The organism is Streptomyces sp. NPDC006335 (assembly GCF_040612795.1).
In the GTDB taxonomy this organism is placed as follows: Bacteria; Actinomycetota; Actinomycetes; order Streptomycetales; family Streptomycetaceae; genus Streptomyces.
Genome location: NZ_JBEXQX010000006.1, coordinates 308,272 through 331,719, shown reverse-complemented (window position 1 = coordinate 331,719; position 23,448 = coordinate 308,272). Strand labels below are relative to the sequence as shown.

At 71.4% G+C, this 23,448-nt stretch carries 20 protein-coding genes; 9 read left to right on the top strand and 11 right to left on the bottom strand.

The features are described from left to right. Together ABZ098_RS20140 and ABZ098_RS20135 are read right to left on the bottom strand one after the other, a co-directional pair. Nucleotides 1-396, bottom strand: a complete 396-nt coding sequence (locus ABZ098_RS20140; RefSeq protein WP_356592908.1) for a hypothetical protein — start codon at nucleotides 394-396, stop codon at nucleotides 1-3. A 148-nt stretch (nucleotides 397-544) separates the two neighbouring features. Continuing rightward, a complete protein-coding gene (locus ABZ098_RS20135; RefSeq protein ID WP_356592906.1) occupies nucleotides 545-1,753 on the bottom strand; it encodes a S8 family peptidase in 1,209 nt (402 codons plus the stop codon). 277 nt (nucleotides 1,754-2,030) lie between these two features. Here ABZ098_RS20135 and ABZ098_RS20130 point away from each other — a divergent pair, with 277 nt between their 5' ends. Further along, nucleotides 2,031-2,825: an SGNH/GDSL hydrolase family protein gene (locus ABZ098_RS20130; protein ID WP_356592904.1), complete on the top strand. Its 795-nt coding sequence runs from the start codon at nucleotides 2,031-2,033 to the stop codon at nucleotides 2,823-2,825. Nucleotides 2,826-2,832: 7 nt separating this feature from the next. Here ABZ098_RS20130 and ABZ098_RS20125 read toward each other — a convergent pair whose 3' ends face one another. The 4 genes from ABZ098_RS20125 to ABZ098_RS20110 all read right to left on the bottom strand — a co-directional run bounded on the left by ABZ098_RS20125 (nucleotide 2,833) and on the right by ABZ098_RS20110 (nucleotide 9,446). Beyond that, nucleotides 2,833-4,425, bottom strand: a complete 1,593-nt coding sequence (locus ABZ098_RS20125) for a protein kinase (protein ID WP_356592903.1) — start codon at nucleotides 4,423-4,425, stop codon at nucleotides 2,833-2,835. A gap of 75 nt (nucleotides 4,426-4,500) precedes the next feature. Continuing rightward, nucleotides 4,501-6,264, bottom strand: coding sequence for a sulfite exporter TauE/SafE family protein (locus tag ABZ098_RS20120; RefSeq protein ID WP_356592901.1), 1,764 nt, complete (start codon nucleotides 6,262-6,264; stop codon nucleotides 4,501-4,503). Then, nucleotides 6,261-7,715, bottom strand: a complete 1,455-nt coding sequence (locus tag ABZ098_RS20115) for a tetratricopeptide repeat protein (protein ID WP_356592899.1) — start codon at nucleotides 7,713-7,715, stop codon at nucleotides 6,261-6,263. The genes ABZ098_RS20120 and ABZ098_RS20115 overlap by 4 nt, the downstream gene beginning before the upstream one ends. Nucleotides 7,716-7,913: 198 nt before the next feature. Then, nucleotides 7,914-9,446 carry a DUF4331 domain-containing protein gene (locus tag ABZ098_RS20110; protein ID WP_356592897.1) on the bottom strand — a complete coding sequence of 511 codons (1,533 nt, stop codon included), beginning with the start codon at nucleotides 9,444-9,446 and terminating at the stop codon, nucleotides 7,914-7,916. A gap of 207 nt (nucleotides 9,447-9,653) precedes the next feature. Between ABZ098_RS20110 and ABZ098_RS20105 the strand changes: the two genes are divergently transcribed. From ABZ098_RS20105 to ABZ098_RS20095, 3 genes are all read left to right on the top strand, one after another. Beyond that, complete coding sequence (locus ABZ098_RS20105) at nucleotides 9,654-10,196, top strand: sigma-70 family RNA polymerase sigma factor (RefSeq protein WP_356592895.1); 543 nt, start codon at nucleotides 9,654-9,656, stop codon at nucleotides 10,194-10,196. Next, nucleotides 10,193-11,017: an anti-sigma factor gene (locus ABZ098_RS20100; protein ID WP_356592894.1), complete on the top strand. Its 825-nt coding sequence runs from the start codon at nucleotides 10,193-10,195 to the stop codon at nucleotides 11,015-11,017. The genes ABZ098_RS20105 and ABZ098_RS20100 overlap by 4 nt, the downstream gene beginning before the upstream one ends. A 126-nt stretch (nucleotides 11,018-11,143) precedes the next feature. Next, nucleotides 11,144-11,413 carry a hypothetical protein gene (locus ABZ098_RS20095; RefSeq protein ID WP_356592892.1) on the top strand — a complete coding sequence of 90 codons (270 nt, stop codon included), beginning with the start codon at nucleotides 11,144-11,146 and terminating at the stop codon, nucleotides 11,411-11,413. Nucleotides 11,414-11,606: 193 nt separating this feature from the next. Here the strand turns inward: ABZ098_RS20095 and ABZ098_RS20090 are convergent, their stop codons facing one another. Continuing rightward, nucleotides 11,607-12,389: an ABC transporter permease gene (locus tag ABZ098_RS20090; protein WP_356592890.1), complete on the bottom strand. Its 783-nt coding sequence runs from the start codon at nucleotides 12,387-12,389 to the stop codon at nucleotides 11,607-11,609. After that, entirely contained in the window at nucleotides 12,386-13,324 is a 939-nt protein-coding gene (locus ABZ098_RS20085; protein ID WP_356592888.1) for an ATP-binding cassette domain-containing protein, read from the bottom strand. The genes ABZ098_RS20090 and ABZ098_RS20085 overlap by 4 nt, the downstream gene beginning before the upstream one ends. Nucleotides 13,325-13,387: 63 nt before the next feature. On the opposite strand from ABZ098_RS20085, the gene ABZ098_RS20080 reads away from it, so the two are divergent. Further along, on the top strand, nucleotides 13,388-14,101 hold the full coding sequence (locus ABZ098_RS20080; protein WP_356592886.1) for a TetR/AcrR family transcriptional regulator: 714 nt from the start codon (nucleotides 13,388-13,390) through the stop codon (nucleotides 14,099-14,101). 66 nt (nucleotides 14,102-14,167) lie between these two features. Here the strand turns inward: ABZ098_RS20080 and ABZ098_RS20075 are convergent, their stop codons facing one another. The 3 genes from ABZ098_RS20075 to hmgA are packed head-to-tail and all read right to left on the bottom strand — an operon-like array spanning nucleotide 14,168 to nucleotide 17,503. After that, complete coding sequence (locus tag ABZ098_RS20075; protein WP_356592884.1) at nucleotides 14,168-15,322, bottom strand: type ISP restriction/modification enzyme; 1,155 nt, start codon at nucleotides 15,320-15,322, stop codon at nucleotides 14,168-14,170. 40 nt (nucleotides 15,323-15,362) lie between these two features. Beyond that, nucleotides 15,363-16,112 carry a GntR family transcriptional regulator gene (locus ABZ098_RS20070; RefSeq protein ID WP_356592882.1) on the bottom strand — a complete coding sequence of 250 codons (750 nt, stop codon included), beginning with the start codon at nucleotides 16,110-16,112 and terminating at the stop codon, nucleotides 15,363-15,365. Between the two features lie 44 nt (nucleotides 16,113-16,156). Further along, entirely contained in the window at nucleotides 16,157-17,503 is a 1,347-nt protein-coding gene (gene hmgA / locus ABZ098_RS20065) for a homogentisate 1,2-dioxygenase (RefSeq protein WP_356592881.1), read from the bottom strand. 173 nt (nucleotides 17,504-17,676) lie between these two features. On the opposite strand from hmgA, the gene ABZ098_RS20060 reads away from it, so the two are divergent. The 4 genes from ABZ098_RS20060 (at nucleotide 17,677) to ABZ098_RS20045 (ending at nucleotide 23,425) form a co-directional block, all read left to right on the top strand. Further along, nucleotides 17,677-18,849, top strand: a complete 1,173-nt coding sequence (locus ABZ098_RS20060) for a hypothetical protein (RefSeq protein WP_356592878.1) — start codon at nucleotides 17,677-17,679, stop codon at nucleotides 18,847-18,849. A gap of 64 nt (nucleotides 18,850-18,913) precedes the next feature. Beyond that, the gene (locus ABZ098_RS20055; protein ID WP_356592876.1) at nucleotides 18,914-19,534 is read left to right on the top strand and encodes a TetR/AcrR family transcriptional regulator; all 621 of its coding nucleotides are present in this window, start codon (nucleotides 18,914-18,916) and stop codon (nucleotides 19,532-19,534) included. 81 nt (nucleotides 19,535-19,615) lie between these two features. Further along, nucleotides 19,616-21,853 carry a molybdopterin oxidoreductase family protein gene (locus ABZ098_RS20050; RefSeq protein WP_356592874.1) on the top strand — a complete coding sequence of 746 codons (2,238 nt, stop codon included), beginning with the start codon at nucleotides 19,616-19,618 and terminating at the stop codon, nucleotides 21,851-21,853. Nucleotides 21,854-21,991: 138 nt separating this feature from the next. Next, on the top strand, nucleotides 21,992-23,425 hold the full coding sequence (locus ABZ098_RS20045; RefSeq protein ID WP_356592872.1) for a citrate:proton symporter: 1,434 nt from the start codon (nucleotides 21,992-21,994) through the stop codon (nucleotides 23,423-23,425). Nucleotides 23,426-23,448: the final 23 nt, after the last annotated feature.

The following is a 23,448-nucleotide window of genomic DNA, read 5'->3' as shown; positions in this document are numbered from 1 at the left end:
TCAGACGTCCTGACCCTTCGCCGTACGGCGCCGCCGCAGCAGCACCAGCAGGAGGATGAGGGCGCTGATCACGGCCACCGCCATGACGCCGCCGCGCGCCGACCAGCGGTGCGTGGCCAGCATGCCCTGCGCCACCAGCATGTTGAGGACGACCGAACCGGCCAGTGCGGCCAGCGTCCGGGCGAACGGATCGAAGCCGCGCAGCGCGGCGGCGATACCGGCGGCGGGCGCCACCAGCAGGAAGAAGAGCGTGAGCGGGGCGCGCAGCGGTGAGTCGGAGCCGGTGAGCGCGAGCAGTGCGCCGAATCCCCCCACGGCGGTCGCGGCGCCCGCGAGCAGTGGTGTCAGGTCTCTGTCCGACGCACGGGCAGATCTCCGGATGTCTGTGGTGTGCATGGGCGACGTTTCCCCCCAGAAAGCGCCGGATGCCGGGCTTCAATGTCGCGCAGTGCCGTGGGGGCCGTCAAGACCGACTGGTACGGACTTGGACATGGGCGTGGCCCCCGGAGGTGTGAGACGACTCCGGGGGCCACCTGTTCGGGTACTACCGCACGATCTTCAGGAGCTTGTTGGGCGAGCCGGTGCCGGGGCTGGTGACCACGTTGGACGTGGCACCGTTCACGAGCGCCGTGGCGACCTGGGCCGGGGTGGCCGAGGTGTGGCCGGCGAGGTAGACCGCGGCCGCGCCCGCGACGTGCGGGGTCGCCATCGAGGTACCGGAGATGGTGTTCGTCGCGGTGTCGCTGGTGTACCAGCCCGCCGTGATGGAGGAGCCGGGGGCGAAGACGTCCAGGACCGAGCCGTAGTTGGAGTAACTGGCCCGGGCGTCGGTGCTGGTGGTGGCGCCGACGGTGATCGCCTCGGTGACACGGGCCGGGGAGTACGAGGAGGCGTTGGCGCTGCTGTTGCCGGCCGCGACGGCGTAGGTGACGCCGCTCGCGATGGAGTTCCTGACCGCGGTGTCCAGGGTGCTGGACGCGCCGCCGCCGAGCGACAGGTTGGCGACCGAGGGACCGGAGTGGTTGGCGGTGACCCAGTCGATGCCCGCGATGACGCCGGCGGTGGTGCCGGAGCCGGCGTTGTCGAGCACGCGCACCGCCACGACCTTCGCCTTCTTGGCGACACCGTAGGTGGAGCCCGCGATCGTGGTGGCCACATGGGTGCCGTGGCCGTTGCCGTCGGAGGCGGTGGTGTCGCCGTCGACGGCGTCGTAGCCGTAGGAGGCGCGGCCGCTGATCTGGCTGTGGGTGATGCGGACGCCGGTGTCGATGACGTACGCCGTGACTCCGCTGCCCGCGGTGTCCGGGTAGGTGTAGGTGCCGGAGAGCGGGAGCGCGGCCTGGTCGACGCGGTCCAGGCCCCACGGGGCGGAGGACTGCGTGGTGTCGGCGAGGTGGACGGTCTGGTTCTGCTCCACGGAGGCCACCGACGGGTCCGCGGCGAGTCTCTTCGCCTCGGTCGCGGAGAGCGTGGCGGTGTAGCCGTTGAGCGCGGAACCGAAGGTCTTCTTGACCGTCCCGCCGTACCCCTTGATGAGCCCCTTGCCCTCGCTGGACGAGGACGTGAAGCCCGCGTGCTTCTTGAGCGTGACGATGTAGCTGTCCTTGACGGCCGTGGGGGAGCCGGAGGCGAGGACCGTGCCCTCGGCCGGAGCGGCCTCGGCGGGCAGGGCGGTGAGCCCGCCGACGAGGGCGGTGGTCGCCAGGGTGGTTATGGCGGCGAACCGGAACTTCTTGCTACGCAGCTGTGCCATTACGAGGGAGTCCTCCTCATGGGCGACCCGCGCCTGGGTCGGGCGCGGGTCCGTGGGGGGTGCGCGCGGGATCGCGCACACGACCGGGAGCGTCGCGTTCCGCTCCGGGCTGAGGTAAAGGCTGGGCCGTCTACGGGGGTAGAACAAGGGAGTTGAGGAGGAGTCAACAAACCTGTCATGTCCACGAAATGATGGGCGATTTTGGCATGGACACTTCCCGTCGCCCCGTGTCGTTGCTACGACGGATACGGCAGAGATCCTGCTAAAGGGAGGTTCCATGAGACGTTCCCGATTTGCCGCGTACGTCGGCTCACTCCTCCTCGCCCTCGCCGCAGTCCTCACCGGGACAGGCACCGCCCACGCCGCCGAGGGCCCCTATGTGGCCCTGGGGGACTCCTATTCCTCGGGTGTCGGCGCGGGCAGCTACATCAGTTCCAGCGGCGACTGCAAGCGCAGCACGAAGGCCTACCCCTACCTCTGGGCAGCCGCCCACTCACCCTCGTCGTTCGCGTTCACCGCGTGCTCGGGCGCCCGTACGGGTGATGTTCTGGCGAACCAGCTGACCCCGCTCAGCTCCGCCACCGCCCTCGTCACCATCAGCATCGGAGGCAACGACGCCGGATTCGCCGACGTCATGACGACCTGTGTGCTCCAGTCCGACAGCTCCTGCCTGTCCCGGATCAACACCGCGAAGGCGTACGTCGACTCGACCCTCCCGGGCCAACTCGACATCGTCTACTCGCAGATCAGCGGCAGGGCCCCCAACGCCCACGTGGTCGTCTTCGGCTACCCCCGCTTCTACAAGCTCGGCACCACCTGCCTCGGCCTCTCCGAGACCAAGCGGAAGGCGATCAACGACGCCGCCGACTACCTCGACACCGCGATCGCCAAGCGCGCCGCCGACCACGGCTTCGCCTGGGGCGACGTCCGCTCCGCCTTCACCGGCCACGAACTGTGCTCCGGCAGTGCCTGGCTGCACAGCCTCAACCTGCTCAACATCGGCGAGTCCTACCACCCGACCGCGGCCGGCCAGTCCGGCGGCTACCTCCCGGTCCTGAACAGCGCGGCCTGATCTCCTCTCACGGGGACGCAGTGGGGGAGGCCTCGCCGGTGCCGCCGGTCGGGGTCTCCGCCACACACGTCAGCGAGAAGGGGACCGCCTCGGACGTCTTCTCGACCGGGTCGCGGACCTCCACGCTGATGGTGTCCTGGAAGGTCCCGCTGTCGTCCTGCGTGGTGACGAACCGCCGGTCCTCCTGCGTCCTGTCACCACCGGCCGGGAACGTGAGCGTCTTCCAACTGCCGTTCACCGAGCCGTTCTCCGACACCCAGCGGTAGGTCACCGTCGCCGGGAGCCGCCCGACCGTCAGCGTGACCGTGAAGGTGGGGGCCGCGGACCTGTCCGGCGGGCAGGTGCCTTCGTAGTCGGTGTTCGAACCCGACAACGAGACGTCCACCGACTGCGGCGGAGGCGCGCTCGTGGTGCTCTTGCTCGGACTCGGGGTCGGGGTGTCCTCACCGGTCTCGCCGGTCTCGTCGGTCCCGGTCGGCGCGGGTGAACTCACCGCCGGGGCGGTGTCCTTGGCCGTCTCCCCGCCCTTGTCGCCGTTGTCCTGGTTCAGCAGCGCGTACGTCAGCCCCGCGATCGCCAGCGCCAACGCCAGTACACCCGCGACCAGGACGGCCGTCGCGCGACGGTTGCGCTCCGGGGGCCCGGAGGCCGCGACGGGGGTGGAGGGGGGAGTGGGCGCCGGCCGGTACGGGGCCGTCGGCGGCTCCTGCGGGAAGGGCGCCGCGACGGTCGGGGCGTACGGCCCCGCCTGCACGGCATCGGCCCGGGGCGTGCCTCCCGCCCCGATGATCCGCAGTTCCTGCTCGGCCCGGTCGGCCGGCAGCCGCTCCGCCGGATCCTTGCGCAGCAGCCCCTCGATCACCGGCGCGAGCGGACCGGCCCGGTACGGCGGCGGCAGCTCCTCGTCCACGATCGCGCGCAGGGTGCTGAGCGGGGTGTTCTGCCGGAAGGGGGAGTTGCCCTCGACGGCGGCGTACAGCAGCACACCCAGCGACCACAGGTCGGACTCCGGGCCCGGAGTGCGGCCCAGCGCCCGCTCCGGGGCCAGGAACTCGGGGGAGCCGATGACCTCGCCGGTCATGGTGAGCGCCGAACTGCCCTCGACCTGGGCGATGCCGAAGTCGGTGAGCACCACGCGGCCGTCGTTCGACAGCAGGACGTTCGCGGGCTTCACATCCCGGTGCAGCACCCCGGCCTCGTGCGCGGCCCGCAGCGCGGAGAGCACCTCGGCGCCGATGTGCGCCGTCCGCTGGGGGCTGAGCGGGCCCTCCGCGTCCAGGAGTTCGGCGAGCGAGATGCCGCGCACCAGCTCCATGACGATCCACGGGCGGCCGTCCTCGGTGGCCACGTCGTACACCGTCACCACATTGCGGTTGGCGACCCGGGCCGCCGCCCACGCCTCGCGTTCGAGGCGGGCGTACAGCCGCTCGACCTCGTGTGCCGGCAGTCCGTGCGGCGCGCGCACCTCCTTGACGGCGACCTCGCGGTACAGCACCTCGTCACGGGCGCGCCACACCGTTCCCATGCCGCCCTCGCCGAGCGGGGACAGGAGGCGGTAGCGGCCGGCGATCACTCGTTCACTGCCCGGTTCTTCGGACACGGGCGTCCCCCATTCGCATCCGGGCGAAATCTCCACTCCGCGTGATGTTGCACATGATTTCTGTACAAAAGTAGCTCAGCCGAGTGCGGATGCCGCCCCCTTGAGCACCAATCCTGCCCCGAGAGCCACCACGACGAACGCCGACATCAGGGGCGCGGTCCTGCGCACCAGCGCGGTCATCGGGCTCGCGGCCAGGCGGGGGCGCCTGTCCAGCAGTCGTGTGACTCCACTGCCCAGCCTGACGACGGCGAATCCGGCCGCGGTCAGGGTCAGGGCCAGCCCGACCCCGTACGCCACGACGAGCAGCAGCCCGAACCAGGCCTGTCCGAGCGCGGCGGCACCGACGAGCACGACGACGGCGGAGGGGCTGGGCACGAGCCCGCCGGCGAAGCCGAGCAGGATCGTGCCGCGGAGGGTGGGGGCTACGGCGTGGGTGTGGGTGAAGCCGCCGTGGGTGTGTTCGAGGGTGTGGGAGTGGTCGAGGGGGTGCGGGTGCGGGTGCGGGTGCGGGTGCCCGTGATCGTGGGAGTGGCCGTGCGCGTGATCATGCCGGTGGTCGTGGTCGTGGTCGTGGTCGTGGTCGTGGCTGTGATCGTGACCGTGGTCGTGCGTGTGGCCGGGCGTGTGGGGGTGCGCGTGCGTCTCCGCCGACGCCGACGCCGACGCCGTCTGTGTGTGCGCGTGCGTCTCCGCCGACGCCGACGCCGTCCGCGTGTGCGCGGCGACCAGGACCAGCGCGCGTTCCTCGGTCCGGTCGGCGGTAGCCGCCTCATGCGTGTGCGTGGGCCCGTGCTGATGCTGATGCGCGCGGGTGCGCAGGGCCCGGCGCAGCAGGGTGACGCCCGCCGCGGTCACCATCACCCCGCTCGCGATGCCCAGCCACGCGATCACCGAGGGGGCCGCCGCCGAGCCGGCCGCGACCAGGAGGCCCAGGGCGACCACGCCCAAGGTGTGGGTGACGGTCACGGAGGCGGCCAGCGGCAGGACGTCCTTCATCCGGGCCCTGCCACCACGGGCGGCGGCCACCGCGGCCATCAGGGTCTTGCCGTGCCCCGGGGCCAGCGCGTGCATCGCGCCGAGGACGACCGCGATGAGCAGGGCGAGCGCCGCGAAGCCGACGGTGAGGTCGTGCCGGGCGACCAGGGAGTCCAGGGCGCGGGTCCAGCGGTCGGCGCCCCGGGGCAGCACGGAGGCGGCGGGGGCGTCCGACCGCTCCTCGGCGAGGGCCGCTCCACCGGGCCGCACCTGCAGGGCGGCGGTCACGGTGTCGGCGGGCGAGGAGAGCAACTCCTGCGGGTACGTGGTCAGTTCGTCCGACACCGACTTCTCGGGCACGTCCGAGGCGGCGAGCGTCATCCGGTCGCCGCGCGCGGTGATCTCGCGCCAGCCGGGCCCGGAGTCGGTGCCCGCGCTGTGGAAGGCGAGCGTGACGGTGGCGTCCTCGGGCAGCGGGGCGGTCAGCCGGCACTCCACGCGCAGGGTGTCGAGCCCGGCCTGACCGGGCCGCACGCGCGCGTGGCTGCTCTGCGCGGCGAGGACGACCGTACGGCCGTCGACGGTGACCTCGGCACCCTCGGCGGCCTTTTGGCAGCGCCGGTCGGCCCACTCGGTCATGCCGAGCTTCCTGATGTCGGGCTCGGCCTGGGTGGCCGGGATCTCGGCGAGGTCCTCGACGTGGTCGACGCGGAGCCGGCCGGGGGCGGCGACGAGACCGTCGTAGCGGTTGACGGTGAAGTTGCCGAGGGGGTGGGCGCTCGCGCTGCCGGAAGGGAGCAGCGCGAGCGCACAGGCCGCCGTCAGGACGGCCGTGAGGGACGCGAACAGACGGCGGGGCTTCACTTGGACGCCTCCTTGAGAGCCTTGCGGGCCTCGCGGGCGCCGAGGGGGGAGAAACCGGGGTTGAGCTTCAGGGCGGAGGAGAGGTGGCTCCGGCCCACCTTCGGGTCGCCGGCGGCGAGTTCGACGATCCCGCGGTGGTAGAGGAAGGAGGCGTTGCGGTAGCCGGTGGCGGTGGCCCGGCGGGCGTACGGCAGGGCCTCCCTGTCCCGGCCGTTCACGTGCAGGGCCCAGGCGAGGGCGTCCGCGGTGTGCACGGTGTGCCGGCGGGCCCACTCGGCGCGGGCGGCGCGCAGGGCGGCGGCCTTGTCCCCGTGGTCGGCGGCGGCCATCGCGGTGTCGAGGTCGGCGTTGACGCCGTTGGCCCGGGCGAGGGCCGTCCAGGCGTCCACCAGGGCGTACTGGTCCTGGGCCTTCGCCTTGTCGCCGTCCCCGCCCCGGTCCTCGTACAGCTCCCCGAGCGCGACGAGCGGCCCGGGCAGCGGATACCGGGCCACGACGGCCTCCATGCCCTTGATGGCGGCGGCCCGGTCGCCGCTCGCGGCCTGGGCCCGGGCCCTGCCCTCCAGGGCGGGGAGGTAGGCGTCGTCGGCGGCGAGGGCGCGGGCGTAGTCGGTCAGTGCCGTGTCGTGGTCGCCCTGGTTCCAGGCGAGTTGGCCCAGCGCGGTGGCCACGTAGGCGATGTCGCCCGGAGTGGTCGCGCTCGACAGGGCCCGCTCCAGGACGGTCCGGGCGGTGCGGACGTCGCCGCGGAGTTCGTGGACGTAGGCGTAGCGGGTGAACACCGGGATGCCGGGCCGCCGTGCGTCCGCGAGGTCGGCGGCCTTCGACGCCTCGTCGTAGCGGCCGAGTTCGACGAGGGCGTCGATCCGGGAGGACAGGGCGCGCTCGTCGTACGGGTTCTGCTTCAGGGTCTTGTCGGCGTAGGTCAGGGAGCCCTTGAAGTCGTGCCGGGCCGCGGCGAGCGCGGCGAGACCGGCGAGCCCCTGGTCGTTGTCGGCCCTCAACTCCAGTGATTTCCGCAGAGCTTGCTCGGCCTGCGGGTACCGCGAGGGGTCACCCTTGGTCCGTGCCTGCTCGACATAGGCGAGACCGAGGGTGGCCCAGCCGCCGAAGTCCTTGGGCTGGCCGCGCAGATGGGCCTGGATCGCCCTGATGCTCGCGTCGAGGTCGCCACTCGCCATGAGCCCGGGCGACACCGCCGACGACGCACTGGCGACGGTGGCCGTGCCGCCGTCCCGCAGCGCCCCGAAGGCGATCGACCCACCCGTCAGCGCGACGGCCAACAAAGCCGCGCACCCGGCGAGTTGGGCGGCCCGCCAGCGCCGCCCGGCCTCGGAGACCCGCCGCACGGCGGCGACCTTCTCGTCATCGGCCTGAGCAGAGGGCTCCACGGTCTCCGACGATCCGTCGTGCTCGCTCTCGGGTGCGCTGTCGGTCGTAGACCCGGACATGCCCTCTCCTGATTCGTTCGTGATCGATCGTGTACTGCGGCGCGGCCTGCACCGTGGGGGATGAGTACGCGCAGGCCGCGCCAGTTACAGGGGGGTGCGTCGAGGGCCCTTGGGGGCGCGGGGAACTGCGCGACCAGCCACAGCGAACCCGCGCCCGCCAGACGGCAGATCGAGGCACCCCCGTAGGCACCGCCAACCTCAGTAGGCACGCCTCCGCATTCGGCGCCACCACACCAGCGCCGCCCCGATGAGCACGATCCCGGCCGCACCCGCACCCGCGGACCCGGCGATCAGCCCCATGTTGTCCGACCCGGAGGCACCGGCCGGCGACAGCGCGTCCCCGAGCTGGTTGCGGACGTCGTTCCCGCCGGACGTGCCCTTGGCGAGCGGACCGCGCGAACCCTCGGTCGGCAGCGCGACGTACGGGAACGACTTCTCGAAGTCCTTGTCGTTCTTGTCGACCGCGTCACCGAGGTCGTTCTTGGACCCGACCAGCTCACCCTCGACGACCTGGAGCGACGCGTCGATCACGTCGTCGGTCAGTCGGCGCCCGTTCGGGAACCCGGCGTTGTCGCCATCAAGCACACCGAGCCGCTTCGGAGAATCGGTGGGCTTGATGGACGTGTTGAGGCGCAGCTCCTCCGCGGGCCGCACGTGGGGCGGCTGGTTCAGCCCCTTCACACCCTTGAGGAAGACGTCGACGAGGTCGTTGCGGGGCTCCTTCGGGGCCGGGATCTTGTAGATCGCCTCGATGAGCTTGGGGAGTTCGGGGTTGGTCACGTTCTTCAGGAACTGCCCGTCCTCCCACGGCGAGGACGCGTTGAACTTGTCCTTGTCCTTCAGCGGGTTGACGACCTCGTTGACGAGCGGGTTGCCGAGGCGCGAGACCTGGGAGTAGTACCCCTGCGCGTTCCTGCGCTGAGTCGTCGACCAGATGCCCACGACCGGCTGGTGCGAGGACTCGGTGATCATGTCCGTCGGGACCTGGAGGGCGATCGAGTTGACGTTGTAGCCCTTGAGCGTGTCGTTGCCGACCTCGGTGAGGTTCCCGCCGTACAGCAGGTCGAAGACGCGCAGGTCCAGGAAGAACGGGTCGTCGGCCTGGCCGGCGAACGCCGTCGCGTCACCGGGGAGCTTGTAGACCGCCTGGTCGCGCAGCTTCTCGTAGTTCGGCATGGACGCCTTGCCGACGTTCGACGGCGCCACCGGGATGTCGTCGGCGACCTTCGTCTTGTACTCGACCTTCTGGTGCTTCAGCCGGAAGAGCTCGATGTCGTACGTCTGCGTGACGTTCAGGTCCGGGTCGTCGAGGCTCTCGACCGCGCCCGTGTTGTACAGGAACGTCTTCTTGTTCTTGATGTGCGTCTTGAAGGTGAAGCGGTACAGCAGATCGCCCTGTCCGTCACCGTTGTTGTCGATGTGGATGTCGTACTGGGCGTCCTCGGCGAACTGGTAGAAGTTCGGGCCGCCCGACGGGTCCTCGAAGGGGATCCAGTTGGCGATGATCGTCGTCGAGTCCGGCTTGTCGGGGCTGACGAACGCGTACACGTCGGTGTTGTCGTACTGGGGGTCACCCGAGATCAGCGGGGCCTCCCGGTGACTGGAGGCGGAGGCCGCCCCCGGTTCCAGCGTGGCCACGCCGGCGGCTGCGAGCCCCCCGGCGGCCAGCGCGCCACATACGAGGGTCGCGAGACTCCTGCGTCCCGAGCCGCCCATGGAGATAGGTGTCATGCCGTCCGTCCTCAGTCCAACTTGCCTGACGCTCGGTGATTCGGAGCGGTGGACGGGCCGGATTGGTCGAATCTCAAAACTTCTTTTCTGCTGCTCGACCCGCGTTTTCGGCCGTCTGATCCGTAACCCCATCCGGAGGTGTGTTCGTTGCGAATACCTCAAGGGACGGGACGGCCCAGGTGCGGCTTTGCGGGAGGGGGCGGCGAGTTGGAGGCGGACGAGCTTCTGTTGCTCGTGGCGGGTGGGGACCAGCAGGCGTTCGAGGAGCTCTACGGGCTGGTCGCCGGGCCGGTGTTCGGGCTCGTACGACGCGTGGTGCGTGATCCGGCGCAGTCGGAGGAGGTGTCGCAGGAGGTGCTGCTGGAGACCTGGCGGTCCGCCGCGCGGTTCGACCCCCGCCGGGGCAGCGCGCTGTCCTGGATCCTCACCCTCGCGCACCGCCGCGCCGTCGACCGGGTGCGCAGTGCCCGCGCCGCCGGTGAACGCGAGCAGCGCGAGGCGCGCCGGGCTCACCACACCGCCTTCGACCAGGTGACCGAGGAGGTCGAGGCGGGCCTGGAACGCGAGTGGGTGCGCCGGTGCCTGGAGCGGCTGACCGAACTCCAGCGCCAGTCCGTCACCCTCGCCTACTACGACGGCTACACGTACCGTGAAGTGGCCGAGCGGCTCTCGCTGCCGCTGGGGACGGTGAAGACGCGGATGCGTGACGGACTGACCCGCTTGCGGGAGTGCCTGGGAGGTGCGGCATGAGCCTCTTCCGCCGGGAAGATCTGCACTCCCTCGCGGCCCCGTACGCCCTCGACGCGCTGGAGCCCCCCGAGCGGGCCCGCTTCGAGCGGCACCTCAAGGACTGCGACAGTTGTGCGGCGGAAGTGCGCACGTTGTCCGAGGACGCGGTACGGCTCGCCTGGTCGGCCGCCGCCCCGCCGCCGAGCGCGATGCGCGACCGGGTGCTGGCCGCCGTACGCACCATCCCGCAGGAGTCCGCCGCACGGCCCGAGCCGGCCCGCGCGCGGCCGGAGCCGGCCCGCGCGCGCAGGTCGCAGTTGCCGCCGCACGTCTGGGGTGCCCAGCCGCCGCCCAGGCAGCGCAGGCGGCGTCCCCTGTTCGCGCCGTTCGCGACGGCCACCGCGGCCGCGGCCCTCGTCGTCGCCTCCCTGTTCGCCGTCCAGGCCAACCGGACCCAGGACGAACTGGACGCGCAGAAGGCCCAGGCCAGTGAGATCGCCCACGTTCTCCAGGCCGGGGACGCGCTCGCGACCCGGGGGCAGGACGCCCAGGGCCGGACGATCGGAGTGATCGCTTCCGCATCCGAGGGGCGCGCGGTCGTCACCCTGAGCGGGTACGACGCGCCCCCGAGCGGCCGCGTGCGCCAACTGTGGCTCATGCGCCCCGACGAGCAACCGCGCTCCCTGGGGCTCTTCGCCGCCGACACGCCCTTGGTCGTCGGCGGACTCGACAAGTCCGCGACATCACTCGCTGTGACGGTCGAGCCCGACGGGGGATCACCACAGCCCACTACCCAGCCGGTTGTCCAACTCGCCCTGAAATCTGTTGGATTCGGAGAGTAATCATGGAGGGGTCGTCAACGCCCTTACGGGGAAGGTGAATCCTGTGACGCCGATACACGTGTGCCCCGACGGGGCGATAGGGTTACCCTGCCCGGGCCGGGTGGACTCGTACGGGTGGGGAGTGACATGGAACAGATAACAGTGCGCAGGGCGAGGGTCCCTGCGATCACCTGCGGGAGCAGCGCGACCAGTTCGCGTCTCGACCGCCATCTCTCGGTGCTTTCGGGACCTGCCGTCCCGCAGCGCGAGGCGGCCGAGGCGACGTCACTGATGCGCGAGCTGACCGCGCGTGACACCGCCAAGCAGGAGCGCAGTGACAGGGGTGCTCGGGTTCGCCGGGTCTCGCTGTTCGCGCCGCTGCGCCGACTGCGCCGTTCGCTGTTCGGCGGGCACTGAGCCCTCGTCGCCCGGTTCGTGCTGCGATCCTGTCCGTCATCCCCACGGCATGCAGCACGATCCAGGTGAGTCGGCCGAGCGTGGGACCCGTCCCCCGGCTCGGCCTCCCCGTACGCAACACCTTTGGCATGCACGCCTCCGAGGTCGGCCCGGGCCCCGGAAGGGCTTGAACTCCCCTCCCGGCAAGAGGTGTTCAGTCCTCGCCGTGCGCGTATCTGCGCACCGCGAGCGGTACGAAGACCGCGATCAGCGCCGCACACCACATCAGTGACCCGGCGATCGGATGTGCCACCGGCCAGGCGGCCCCCTTCGGCACGGGGGCGTTGCCGAACAGGTCCCGCAGGGCCGTCGTCACCGCGCTGATCGGGTTCCACTCGGCGAGGGCGCGCAGCCACCCGGGCAGCCCCTCGGTCGGGATGTAGGCGTTGGACAGCAGCGGCAGGACGAACGTCGCCCCGCCGAGCTGGCCCGCGGCCTCCTCGCTGCCGGTGAGCAGACCGAGGAAGATCCCGATCCAGGTCGTCGCGAACCGGAACAGCAGCAACAGCGCCACGGCGCCCACCGCCCGGAGCGCGGACCCCTCGATCCGCCAGCCCACCGCGAGCCCCACCAGTAGGAACGGCACCATGCCGGCGGCGGTCACCACCACGTCCGCGACCGATTGGCCCAGCGGCACGGCCGCCCGGCTGATCGGCAGGGTGCGCAGCCGGTCCGTCACGCCACGGTGGACGTCCTGGGCCGCCTGGAACATCCCGGTCATGATCCCGTTCGCCGCCGTCGCCACCAGCAGGCCCGGCACCAGGAAGGACCGGTACTCCCCGCCCGGCATCGCCAGCGCGCTGCCGAAGACGTAGCCGAAGAACAGCAGCATGGTGATCGGCATGGTCTGGGTCAGGATCAGCAGTCCCGGGTTGTTCCGGACCCGTCGTAGCTGACGGCCCAGCATCGCGGTGCCGTCGTAGGCCAGCGTGCTCATACCGCAGGCTCCTTGGTGAGTCGCAGGAAGACGTCGTCGAGGGTCGGCGGGCGGATGCTCGCGTCGAGCAACGGCACGCCCGCCGCGTCCAGTTCACGCACCAGCCGCGGGAGCGTGAGCGTGGTGTCCCGGGTGACCGCGCCGACCGCGTTCCGGTCGTGGTCGAACGACGGCTCCCCGCCGGTGAGTTGGTCCAGCACACCGGCCGCCCTGCCCAGCGCGCCCGCGTCCGCGACGACGATCTCGACGTGGGCCCCGATCAGCGCCTTGAGCTGGGCGGGCGAACCCGTGTGCGCGACCCGGCCCTTGTCCACCAGGGCGATGTCATGGGCGAGTTGATCGGCCTCCTCCAGGTACTGCGTGGTCAGCAGCACGGTCGTGCCGTCCGCCGCGAGATCGCGCACGGCGTCCCGGACGAGGGTGCGACTGGCCGGGTCGAGACCGGTGGTGGGCTCGTCGAGGAAGAGGATCTCGGGGCGGCGGATCAGGCTCGCCGCCAGGTCCAGACGGCGGCGCATCCCGCCCGAGTAGGTGGACGCGGCCCGGTCGGCGGACCCGGTCAGCCCGAAGCGGTCCAGCAGCTCGGCGGCCCGCTCGGCCGGCCCCCGGACCCGGTGCAGCCGGGCGAACAGCCGGAGGTTCTGCCGTCCGGTGAGGTCCCCGTCGACCGACGCGTACTGCCCGGTGACGGCGATGGCGCGCCGCACCGCCTCCGGTTCCCGGACGAGGTCGTGCCCGGCGACCCGCGCGGAGCCGGCGTCCGGCCGCAGCAAGGTGGTCAGCAGCCGTAGGGCCGTGGTCTTGCCCGCGCCGTTGGGGCCGAGGATGCCGCAGACCGTGCCCGGAGCGACCGCGAGATCCAGCCCGCGCAGGGCATGGACCTCCCCGAACCGCTTCTCCAGACCTTCACTAAGTACAGCGTACGTAGAAGTCATGGTGTGACCATAGCGCACTACGTACGCTGTACGTAACTAGGATGGTGGTCGAGGTGATGATCGATGGCGGGCCGAGCGGCCGTACCCGAAGTGATCTGGGCCCGTCCCGAGCGGACGGGGCGCGGGCCGAAACCCGCGTTCACCAGGGCGGACATCGCGGCGGCCGCGGTGCGGCTGGCCGACGCCGGAGGGCTGGACGCGGTGTCGATGCGCCATGTCGCGGCCGAGATCGGCTGCGGGACGATGTCGCTGTACAACTACGTCCCCCGCAAGGAGGACCTGTACGAGCTGATGGTGGACGCGGTCAGCGGGGAGCACGAGCTGTTCGAGCCCACCGGGGACTGGCGGGCCGACATGCTCCGCAACGCCCGCCAGACCAAGGCGCTCATGCACCGGCACGCCTGGATGGTGCGGCTGATGTCGGGGGTGTACGGCTTCAGCCCCAACGCCCTGCGCTACCTGGAGCACTGCCTGGCCTGTCTCGACCCGCTGGACGCCCCCTACGGCACGAAGATCGAGCTGGTCGCGATGCTCAACGGGTGCGTGACCACGTACGTCTCGAACGAGCTCTCCACGGCCGAGCGGGTGCGGTCGCTGCCGTGGACGGAGGAGCAGGAGAACGCCGTGCGGATCGCGTATCTGGGCGCTCAGGTGGCGTCGGGAGCGTATCCGCGGCTGGCGGCGTCGTTCGCGGAGGACGCCGGGCCCATTGATCTGGACGCGGTGTTCGAGCGGATGCTGGGGCGGGTGCTGGACGGGTTCGCGCCGCGGGGGTGACTGTCTGCGGGCCGGGCGCGGGTGCGTTTGTGGCTGGTCGCGCAGTTCCCCGCGCCCCCAAGGGAGTTACAGGAGCGCGAACTGGCCTTCTGGGCCCTCCTCGTGGTGATCGAAGACCGACGCCGGCTTCCGCGTGCTCTCCGGCACCGGCAACACCCCCGCCGCGCGCAGTTCGGCCGCCGTGACCTGTGAGGTCAACTCGTCCTGGAGCGGCTGGAGGTCGGCCAGCAGTGCCAGCACGGTGATCAGCTCCAGCAGCTCCGACGTCCACGCCTGCGGCCAGGTCGCCGGGCGGATCGCGGACAGCGTGCCCGGCTCCGGTTCCGCGACACGAGCCGCGAACCACTGCTCCAGCACCCGCACTCCGCCCGCCTCGAAGTCCCAGGCCTCCGGCGGTACGGGGGAGACGCGGCCGTCGTCCAGCAGCAGGGCCTCCTCGTCGCGGTCGTAGTCCAGGGTCAGGGGACGGGAGGGCAGGGGCGCGCGGACGTAGGGGCGTCGGCCGCCGGGGAGCTTCGGGCGGTCGCCGTGGCGGCGCATCAGCCACAGAGTGCGGTGGCCCGACTCGACGCCACGGGACCACAGTTCGGGGTCGTCGGTGAGCGGGACGGTGAGGTCCGGGCGGACCACCGTGAGGATCCAGGCGAGGACGTCCAAGGGCTCCACCGGGACCCCGAGCCGCGTGCGCAGGTACTCCAGGAGCCCGGGGGCCAGGTTCGGTTCGGTGCCGCCGGGGCGGCGGTACAGCGGGCGGACGCGGCCCGGGCGGAGCAGGGGGAGCAGCGAGGTGGCGAGGAGTCGGGGGCCCTGCCCGTCCGTGGGTGTCTCCACCACGAACACCTGGTCCTCGTCCGCCACCCGCCACAGCTCGGGCCGGGCCGCGTCGATCAGCCGGTGGTCCGGGATCAGCCACTGTTCGTCGAAGGGCGCGTGCAGGACCCGTACCGGCTCCGGGCAGGGACCGGTGGCACGGGCGAGCCGTTCCGTGCCGCCCGTACGCCCCGGAAGCTGTCCGACCGCCGAGCGCAGGGTGCGGGAGCGGGTGGGCTCGAACAGGGCCTCCCGGTCGGGCCCCTCGGCCTTCAGCAGGGCGTCCCAGCGCGCTCTCAGGGACGCCGCGTCGGGGCCCGTCGGCCACCCTCGGCCCAGCCGTGGCGGTGCGACGGACCACGGCATGAGGTCCGCCAGTGGCGGAGCGTCGTCGTGCGTCACGCTGGGCATCGTACGACCTTTCGCCGACAGGCAGCCGGGGCCGGTGGGCTCACGTGGCGTCCAGGGTGACCGTGAAGGAGAAGCGGTCACCCCGGTAGTGGATCACCGCCGCGTCCAGCACGCGGCCCTCGGAGTCGTACGCCAGACCGGTGTAGTGCAGGATCGGGCTGAGCAGCGGGACTTGGAGCAGCCGGGCCGTCTCGGGGTCCGCGAGGCGCGCCTCCACGGTGTCCGTGATGCGGCTGATGTCCGCTCCGACGACATCCCGCAGCACCTTCGTCATCGGCCAGCGCACCAGGTCGGACGGGTCGATGCGGGCGGCCAGTTCGGGGCGGACGTAGTTGCGCGCGTGGTTGGTCGGCTCGCCGGTCCGCTCGTCGCTGCGCAGCCGGTGGTACGCCGTCACCTCGTCCAATTCGGGGAAGTGCTCGGCGAGTTCGGACGGCACGGCGGACTTGCCGTGTTCCAGCAGCTCGGTGGTCATACCGGACTGCTGGGCCACGATCGCGTCCACCGAGCCGAGCAGCCGGACCGGGCTGCCCCGGCGGGCGTCCGGCTCGATGAAGGTGCCCCGGCGGCGGTGCCGGGTGATCAGCCCCTCGTCCTCCAGCTCCTTCAGTGCCTGCCGCATGGTCAGCACACTCACGCCGTAGTGCCCCGCGAGCTGTTCCTCGGTGGGCAGGCGCAGCGGGTCCTGGGGGGAGCGGCCGAGTATCGAGGCACGCAGGGACTGCGACACCTGGTACCAGAGCGGCAGCTTGCGGTTCAGGACGATCGAGTCCGGAGCGAAGGAGGTCACGGGCTATCCGTACCTTTCGCGGATCGGTCAGTGCAACGGTCGGCTCAGCGCGACGGGCGGAAGTGGCGTTCCAGGCCCCGCCACACGTCGTCGTAGTGCGACTGGAGGTGGTCCGCCCGGGCCGCGTGCGCGGTGAGCGTCACCGGCCAGCGCGTCTCGAACATGAACGCGAGGCCGTCGTCGACCTTCTGCGGCTTGAGCTCGGCCGCGCTCGCCCGGTCGAAGGTCTCCTTGTCGGGTCCGTGCGCCGACATCATGTTGTGCAGCGAGCCGCCGCCCGGTACGAATCCCCCCTTCCCGGCGGTCTTCGCGTCGTAGGCGCCCTCGATCAGGCCCATGTACTCGCTCATCACGTTCCGGTGGAAGTACGGCGGCCGGAAGGTGTCCTCGCCGACCAGCCAGCGCGGTGCGAACACGACGAAGTCGACGCCGGCCAGCCCGGGGGTGTCCGACGGGGACGTCAGCACGGTGAAGATCGACGGGTCGGGGTGGTCGTAGGAGATGGAGCCGATGACGTTGAAGCGGCGCAGGTCGTAGACGTACGGCACGTGGTTGCCGTGCCAGGCGACGACGTCGAGCGGGGAGTGGTCGTAGGTCGCCGTCCAGAGGTTGCCGCAGAACTTGTTGACCACCTCCACCGGCCCCTCGACGTCCTCGTACGCGGCGACGGGGGCGAGGAAGTCACGGGCGTTGGCGAGGCCGTTGGCGCCGATCGGGCCGAGGTCGGGGAGCTGGAAGGGAGCGCCATAGTTCTCGCACACATAACCCCGGGCCGACTCGTCGAGCAGCTCCACACGGAAGCGCACCCCGCGAGGGATCAGCGCCACATGTCCTGGCTCCACATGAAGCAGCCCGAACTCCGTGCGCAGCAGCAGCCCGCCGCGCTCCGGGACGATCAGCAACTCGCCGTCGGCGTCGCTGAAGACGCGGTCCATGGAGTCGGTGGCGTGGTAGAGGTGCACGGCCATGCCGGTGCGCTGGGTGACGTCGCCGTTGCCGCCGAGGGTCCACAGGCCGGCGAGGAAGTCGGTGCCCTCGGGGGGCTCCGGCAGCGGGTCCCAGCGCAGCCGGTTCGGGTCCGGGACCGACTCGGTGAACGGGGCCGTACGGATCCGGCCGTTGTGGGTGTGGGTGAACGCCGGGTGCGCGGCCGACGGGCGGATCCGGTACAGCCAGGAGCGGCGGTTGTGGGCGCGCGGCTCGGTGAACGCCGTACCGCTGAGCTGCTCCGCGTACAGGCCGAGGGGGGCGCGCTGCGGGGCGTTGCGGCCCTGGGGGAGGGCGCCCGGGACGGCCTCCGAGGCGTGCTCGTTGCCGAATCCGGAGAGGTGGGTCAGGCCCTCGGCGGTCTTGCGTGCGTCGCCGCGCGTGATCGCTGCGTCCCCGCTCATGATCGCTCCCTTGCGTTCTGATTCCTATGGAACACCGTAGGATTGCGTTTTCCCCGGCGCAAGGGGTCGTCCCCTGGAACCGATCTCCCGGCCGTGACCTCCTCAGGGAGGACAAGGAGAACCAGACCCCAGGGGGATTCGCGTTGTCGTACCGGTGTTCTACGCTCCCCGGCATGTCGTGGACGCGGGGACTCCTTGCCCTGCTCGCGGTCTGTGTCCTGCTGGTGACCGGATCCGTGAGCTGTGGCGCCGATGGGGCACGGAAACACAAGGACGGACAGTCGGTCTCACCGGTGGGCAAGGTCCTCGACGACACCGATCACGAGGGGCGGCACTACCGGGAGGTCGACCAGGAGAACGCCCCCGACGTCGGCATAGTGGTGCAGCCGGACGCCGCCGACGGCTGGAGCGTGCGGCTGACCGTCCAGAACTTCGCCTTCTCGCCCGCCACGACGAAGGCGAAGGCGGTCTCCGGCCGCGGATTCGCCGTCCTCTTCGTGGACGACCGCCCCGTCACCACCCTGCGCACCCCGTCCTGCCGCCTCCCGGCCGCGTACGTCCCCCAGGGCACCCACAAGGTCACCGCCCGCCTCTACGCCGACGACGGCACGGTCTGGGCCGTCGACGGCACCCCGGTCGAGAGCACGGCGGACGTGACGGCGTCGAAGCCGCAGGCGATGGGGGGTGCGGGGTCGGAGTCGGGGGCCATGGCGAGCGTGGACGCCATTCCGGGCTCCCAGCTCGCCCTGGGTGCGGGGGATGGTGCGTCACCGTCGCAGCACACGGCGAGCGCGAGCGGCCGTGCGTCACGAGCGCAGTTCACGGTGAGGGCGAGCGGCGACGTCTCGGGCTCGCGGTCCGTGGCGAGCTCGGGGGGTGGCGTCGGGGCTGCGCAGGTCGGCGTACATGCCGGGGGCTCGGTCCCGGGAGCGCGCCCCTCCGCCGGTTGGCACCCGGCCGCTCAGGTCGACGCCGACGCCGGTGCCACAGCCTCGGGATCGCGCCCCGCTGTCCGTTCCGGCGGTGACGTCACGACCCCGCAGGTCGGCATGCGCGTCGAGGGTGCGGCCCTGGGCTCGCGGCTTGCGAGGGGTGTGGGCGGTGACGCCTCGACTCTGCGGGTCGGCGTGCGCAGTGGCGCCACGGCGCTGGAGGCGCCTCTCGTGTCGTGCACCCGCAGTCGCCCCCCGACCTCGCAGGTCGTCCCGCGCACTGGCGCCACGGCCCGGGAGGCGCGCCTCGTGCCGCGCACCCGCAGTCACCCCCCGACCTCGCAGGTCGGCACACCCACCGGCGTCACAGTCCCGCAAGCGCACCCCGTGCCGTGCAGCGGCGGTAGCCGATGAGTGCCGTGGGTCCCCGGCCCCGTACCAGGTGGCGGGGTTCACCTGACCACGGCGGAAAGGCATCATGAAGCCCGTGCCCCAAGCGACCTCGCTTCGCCGCGCCCCCGTGCAGCGGCGCAGTGCCGAACGGCTGACCAGAATCCTCGACGCCTGCGCCGACCTGCTCGACGAGGTCGGTTACGACGCCCTCAGCACCCGCGCCGTCGCCGCGCGCGCCGGCGTGCCCATCGGCTCGGTCTACCGCTTCTTCGGCAACAAGCGGCAGATGGCCGACGCCCTGGCCCAGCGCAACCTGGAGCGCTTCACGGGCGGCGTCACCGAACGGCTCAGGGAGTCGGGCGAGGAAGGAGGCTGGCGTACGGCGATGGACGTCGTCCTCGACGAGTACCTCGCCATGAAGCGCACCGCCCCCGGCTTCTCCCTCGTCGACTTCGGCAACCAGATCCCCGTGGGCGCCCGGCACGCCGAACCCAACCACCGCGTCGCCGACCGCCTCACCGACCTCCTCTCCGGTTACCTCTCCCGCGAACCGGACGACGACCTGCGCCGCACCTTCCTCATCGCCGTGGAGACCGCCGACACCCTGGTCCACCTGGCCTTCCGGATGGAGCCTGAGGGGGACGAGCGGATCATCCAGGAGGCCAGGGAGATGCTGCGCGCCTACCTGGCGAGGGTTCTGGACTGACCGACCGTCCACAGCCCCTCCCTTCCATCCCTACTGGTCGGTATGCTCACCGCGACAGGCACCGCTGCCCCGGGAGGACCCGTGTCCCGCACCGCTCTGCGCATCTGCCCCCTGTGCGAGGCCACCTGTGGTCTGACACTCACCGTCGAGGGGACCCGGGTCACCGGCGCCCGCGGGGACCGCGACGACGTGTTCAGCAAGGGGTTCATCTGCCCGAAGGGCGCCGCCTTCGGCGCCGTCGACGGGGACCCCGACCGGCTGTGCACCCCCCTCGTGCGCCGGGACGGGGAGCTGCGCGAGGCCACCTGGGAGGAGGCCTTCGACGCGGTCGCCGCCGGGATCCGGGCGGTCGTCGACCGGCAGGGGGCGAACGCCGTCGGAGTCGTCCTCGGCAATCCCAACGTCCACACCATGGCCGGCGCCCTCTACCCGCCGGTCCTGCTCGCCGGCCTCGGCACCCGCAGCGTCTTCACCGCCTCCACGGTCGACCAGATGCCCAAGCACGTCTCCAGCGGACTGCTGTTCGGCGACGCCAACGCCATCCCCGTGCCCGACCTCGACCTCACCGACCACCTGCTCCTCATCGGCGCCAACCCCCTGGAATCCAACGGGAGTCTGTGCACCGCCCCCGACTTCCCCGGCAGGCTCAAGGCGCTCAAGGCCCGCGGCGGCACCCTCACCGTCATCGACCCCCGCCGTACCCGCACCGCCAGGCTCGCCGACCGGCACATCGCCGTCCGGCCCGGCACGGACGCGCTTCTCCTCGCGGCGACGGCGTACACGCTCTTCGAGGAAGACCTCGTGGACACGGGGGGGGTGACCTCTCTCCTGCAGGGGATCGACGAACTCCGGTCGTCCCTGCGCGACTTCACCCCCGAGGCCGTCGCCGAGCCCTGTGACGTCGACGCCGACACCATCCGCACCCTCGCCCGCGAACTCGCCGCGGCTCCAACGGCCGCCGTATACGGCCGTATCGGCAGCTGCACGGTCCCGCACGGCACCCTGGCGAGCTGGCTCGTCGACGTGCTCAACATCCTCACCGGCAACCTCGACCGGCCCGGCGGCGCGCTCTTCCCGCAGGCCGCCACCGACCGCACGCCCCGGCCCGCGGGCCCCAGCCATGGCTTCGCGCTCGGGCGCTGGCACTCCCGGGTGAGCCAACACCCCGAGGCCAAGGGAGAGTTGCCGCTCTCCGCGCTCGCCGAGGAGATCGACACCGCGACCGCGGAGGGCGAGCCGATCCGGGCCCTGATCGCCGTCGCCGCCAACCCGGTCCTCTCCGCCCCCGACGGTGACCGGCTCGACAAGGCCCTCGGCTCGCTCGACTTCATGGTCAGCGTGGACCCGTACCTGAACGAGACCTCGCGCCACGCCCACGTCGTGCTGCCGCCGCCCCCGCCCTCCCAGAGCCCGCACCACGACTTCGCCTTCAACACCCTCGCCGTGCGCAACCAGGTCCGCTACACCCGCCCCGCCGTCCCGCTGGAGCCCGGCCGGATGGCGGAGACCGAGATCCTCGCCCGGCTGGTCCTCGCCGCGACCGGCATGCACGGTGCCGACCCGTCCGCCGTGGACGACCTCGTCATCGGCCAGACCCTCGGCAAGGCCGTCAAGGACGCCCACTCGCCCGTGCACGGCCGGGAGCCGCACGAGCTGGCGGCGCTGTTGAAGGGCGACACCGGCCCCGAGCGGCGGCTCGACATGATGCTCCGCCTCGGCCCCTACGGCGACGGCTTCGGCGTACGACCGGACGGGCTGAGCCTCACGAAGCTGCTCGCGCATCCGCACGGCATCGACCTCGGAGCGTTGCGATCCCGGCTGCCGCAGCCGCTGAAGACCAGGAGCGGGAAGGTCGAGCTGCTGCCGCAGCCCATCGCGGACGACCTGCCCCGGCTGCGGGAAGCCCTCGTTCGTCAAGCCGACGGGCTCGTCCTGGTCGGCCGCCGGCATCTGCGCTCCAACAACAGCTGGATGCACAACGTCCCCGTCCTCACCGGCGGCACCAACCGCTGCACCCTGCACATCCACCCCGAGGACGCCGAACGGCTGGGCCTGAAGGACGGTGCCGCGGTGCGGGTCAAGGGCGCCGGGGGAGAGGTGGTCACCGAGGCCGAGGTCACCGACGGCGTGCGCCCCGGCGTGGTCAGCCTGCCGCACGGCTGGGGCCACGACCGGCCCGGCACCCGGCTCGGCCACGCGGCCAAGGACCCCGGCGTCAACGTCAACCAGCTCCTCGACGGCAGCCTGCTCGACCCGCTCTCGGGCAACGCGGTCCTCAACGGCGTACCCGTGGAACTGGCCGCCGTAGTGGCCCTGTGAGCAGCGCAAAGCCGTGACCAGCAGTTTTGCGCTTATTGCTCGCATGTCAACGTCTTGTTAACGCCACTTGACGAGACCTAACGTCATCGCACTGCCGACTCCGGTGGGAGTTCAAGGGCGAACGTTAGGTATCCACTCATGCTGACCATCCTCGGCTTCGCCATGATCGCGACCTTCCTGGTCCTGATCATGATGAAGAAGATGTCGCCGATCGCGGCGCTCGTACTGATCCCGGCCCTGTTCTGCGTCTTCGTCGGGAAGGGCGCCAAGCTCGGTGACTACGTCATCGAAGGCGTCACCAGCCTCGCCCCCACCGCGGCGATGCTCATGTTCGCGATCGTCTACTTCGGCGTGATGATCGACGTCGGTCTCTTCGACCCGGTCGTGCGGGGGATCCTGAAGTTCGCGAAGGCCGACCCGATGCGGATCGTCGTCGGCACGGCGATCCTCGCCGCGATCGTCTCGCTGGACGGCGACGGCTCGACCACCTTCATGATCACCGTCTCGGCGATGTACCCCCTGTACAAGCGCCTGAAGATGAGCCTGGTCGTGATGACCGGTGTCGCCGCCATGGCCAACGGCGTGATGAACACACTGCCCTGGGGCGGTCCGACAGCCCGCGCCGCGACCGCGCTGAAGCTCGACGCCAGCGACATCTTCGTCCCGATGATCCCGGCCCTCGCCGTCGGCCTCCTCGGCGTCTTCGTCCTCTCGTACGTCCTCGGCATGCGTGAGCGCAAGCGGCTGGGCACACTGACGCTGGGCGACGTCCTGGTCGAGGAGCCCGTCGAGGAGAAGGCGACCGAGGCGGTCCTGGTCGGCGCGGGTTCCGGCGGGTCCGGTGGATCCGGCACGGCCAAGGGCGCGCTGGGCACCGGCGGTTCGGGCTCCGGCACCGACGCCGACGACGAGGCCGGCGACGCCGAGCGCTTCCAGGTCCTCGACCCCAACCGCCCCACCCTGCGCCCCAAGCTGTACTGGTTCAACGCGCTGCTCACGGCCACCCTGCTCACCTCCATGATCATGGAGTGGCTGCCGATCCCGGTGCTGTTCCTGCTCGGCGCCGCGCTCGCGCTCACCGTGAACTTCCCGCACATCCCGGACCAGAAGGCCCGCCTGGCCGCCCACGCCGACAACGTCCTCAACGTCTCCGGCATGGTCTTCGCCGCCGCCGTCTTCACCGGCGTCCTCCAGGGCACCGGCATGGTCGACCACATGGCCCGCTGGATGGTCGACGTCATCCCCGAGGGCATGGGTCCGCACATGGCCCTGGTCACCGGTGTCCTGAGCCTCCCGCTGACCTACTTCATGTCGAACGACGGCTTCTACTTCGGTGTCCTCCCGGTCCTCGCCGAGGCCGGCGCGGCACACGGTGTCTCCCCGCTGGAGATGGCCCGCGCCTCGCTCGTCGGCCAGCCGCTGCACATGTCGAGCCCGCTCGTCCCGGCCGTGTACGTCCTGGTCGGCATGGCCAAGGTGGAGTTCGGCGACCACACCAGGTTCGTGGTCAAGTGGGCCGCGCTCACGTGCCTGTTGATCCTCGGCGCGGGCATCCTCTTCGGCATCATCTGATCCACTTCCTCACGTCCACGGAG

Coding starts and splice junctions, on each gene's coding strand:
- ABZ098_RS20140 (WP_356592908.1), bottom strand. CDS start 396: ATGCACACCACAGACATCCGGAGATCTGCCCGTGCGTCGGACAGAGAC.
- ABZ098_RS20135 (WP_356592906.1), bottom strand. CDS start 1,753: ATGGCACAGCTGCGTAGCAAGAAGTTCCGGTTCGCCGCCATAACCACC.
- ABZ098_RS20130 (WP_356592904.1), top strand. CDS start 2,031: ATGAGACGTTCCCGATTTGCCGCGTACGTCGGCTCACTCCTCCTCGCC.
- ABZ098_RS20115 (WP_356592899.1), bottom strand. CDS start 7,715: ATGTCCGGGTCTACGACCGACAGCGCACCCGAGAGCGAGCACGACGGA.
- ABZ098_RS20110 (WP_356592897.1), bottom strand. CDS start 9,446: ATGACACCTATCTCCATGGGCGGCTCGGGACGCAGGAGTCTCGCGACC.
- ABZ098_RS20100 (WP_356592894.1), top strand. CDS start 10,193: ATGAGCCTCTTCCGCCGGGAAGATCTGCACTCCCTCGCGGCCCCGTAC.
- ABZ098_RS20095 (WP_356592892.1), top strand. CDS start 11,144: ATGGAACAGATAACAGTGCGCAGGGCGAGGGTCCCTGCGATCACCTGC.
- ABZ098_RS20090 (WP_356592890.1), bottom strand. CDS start 12,389: ATGAGCACGCTGGCCTACGACGGCACCGCGATGCTGGGCCGTCAGCTA.
- ABZ098_RS20085 (WP_356592888.1), bottom strand. CDS start 13,324: ATGACTTCTACGTACGCTGTACTTAGTGAAGGTCTGGAGAAGCGGTTC.
- ABZ098_RS20080 (WP_356592886.1), top strand. CDS start 13,388: ATGGCGGGCCGAGCGGCCGTACCCGAAGTGATCTGGGCCCGTCCCGAG.
- ABZ098_RS20075 (WP_356592884.1), bottom strand. CDS start 15,322: ATGCCCAGCGTGACGCACGACGACGCTCCGCCACTGGCGGACCTCATG.
- hmgA (WP_356592881.1), bottom strand. CDS start 17,503: ATGAGCGGGGACGCAGCGATCACGCGCGGCGACGCACGCAAGACCGCC.
- ABZ098_RS20060 (WP_356592878.1), top strand. CDS start 17,677: ATGTCGTGGACGCGGGGACTCCTTGCCCTGCTCGCGGTCTGTGTCCTG.
- ABZ098_RS20055 (WP_356592876.1), top strand. CDS start 18,914: ATGAAGCCCGTGCCCCAAGCGACCTCGCTTCGCCGCGCCCCCGTGCAG.
- ABZ098_RS20045 (WP_356592872.1), top strand. CDS start 21,992: ATGCTGACCATCCTCGGCTTCGCCATGATCGCGACCTTCCTGGTCCTG.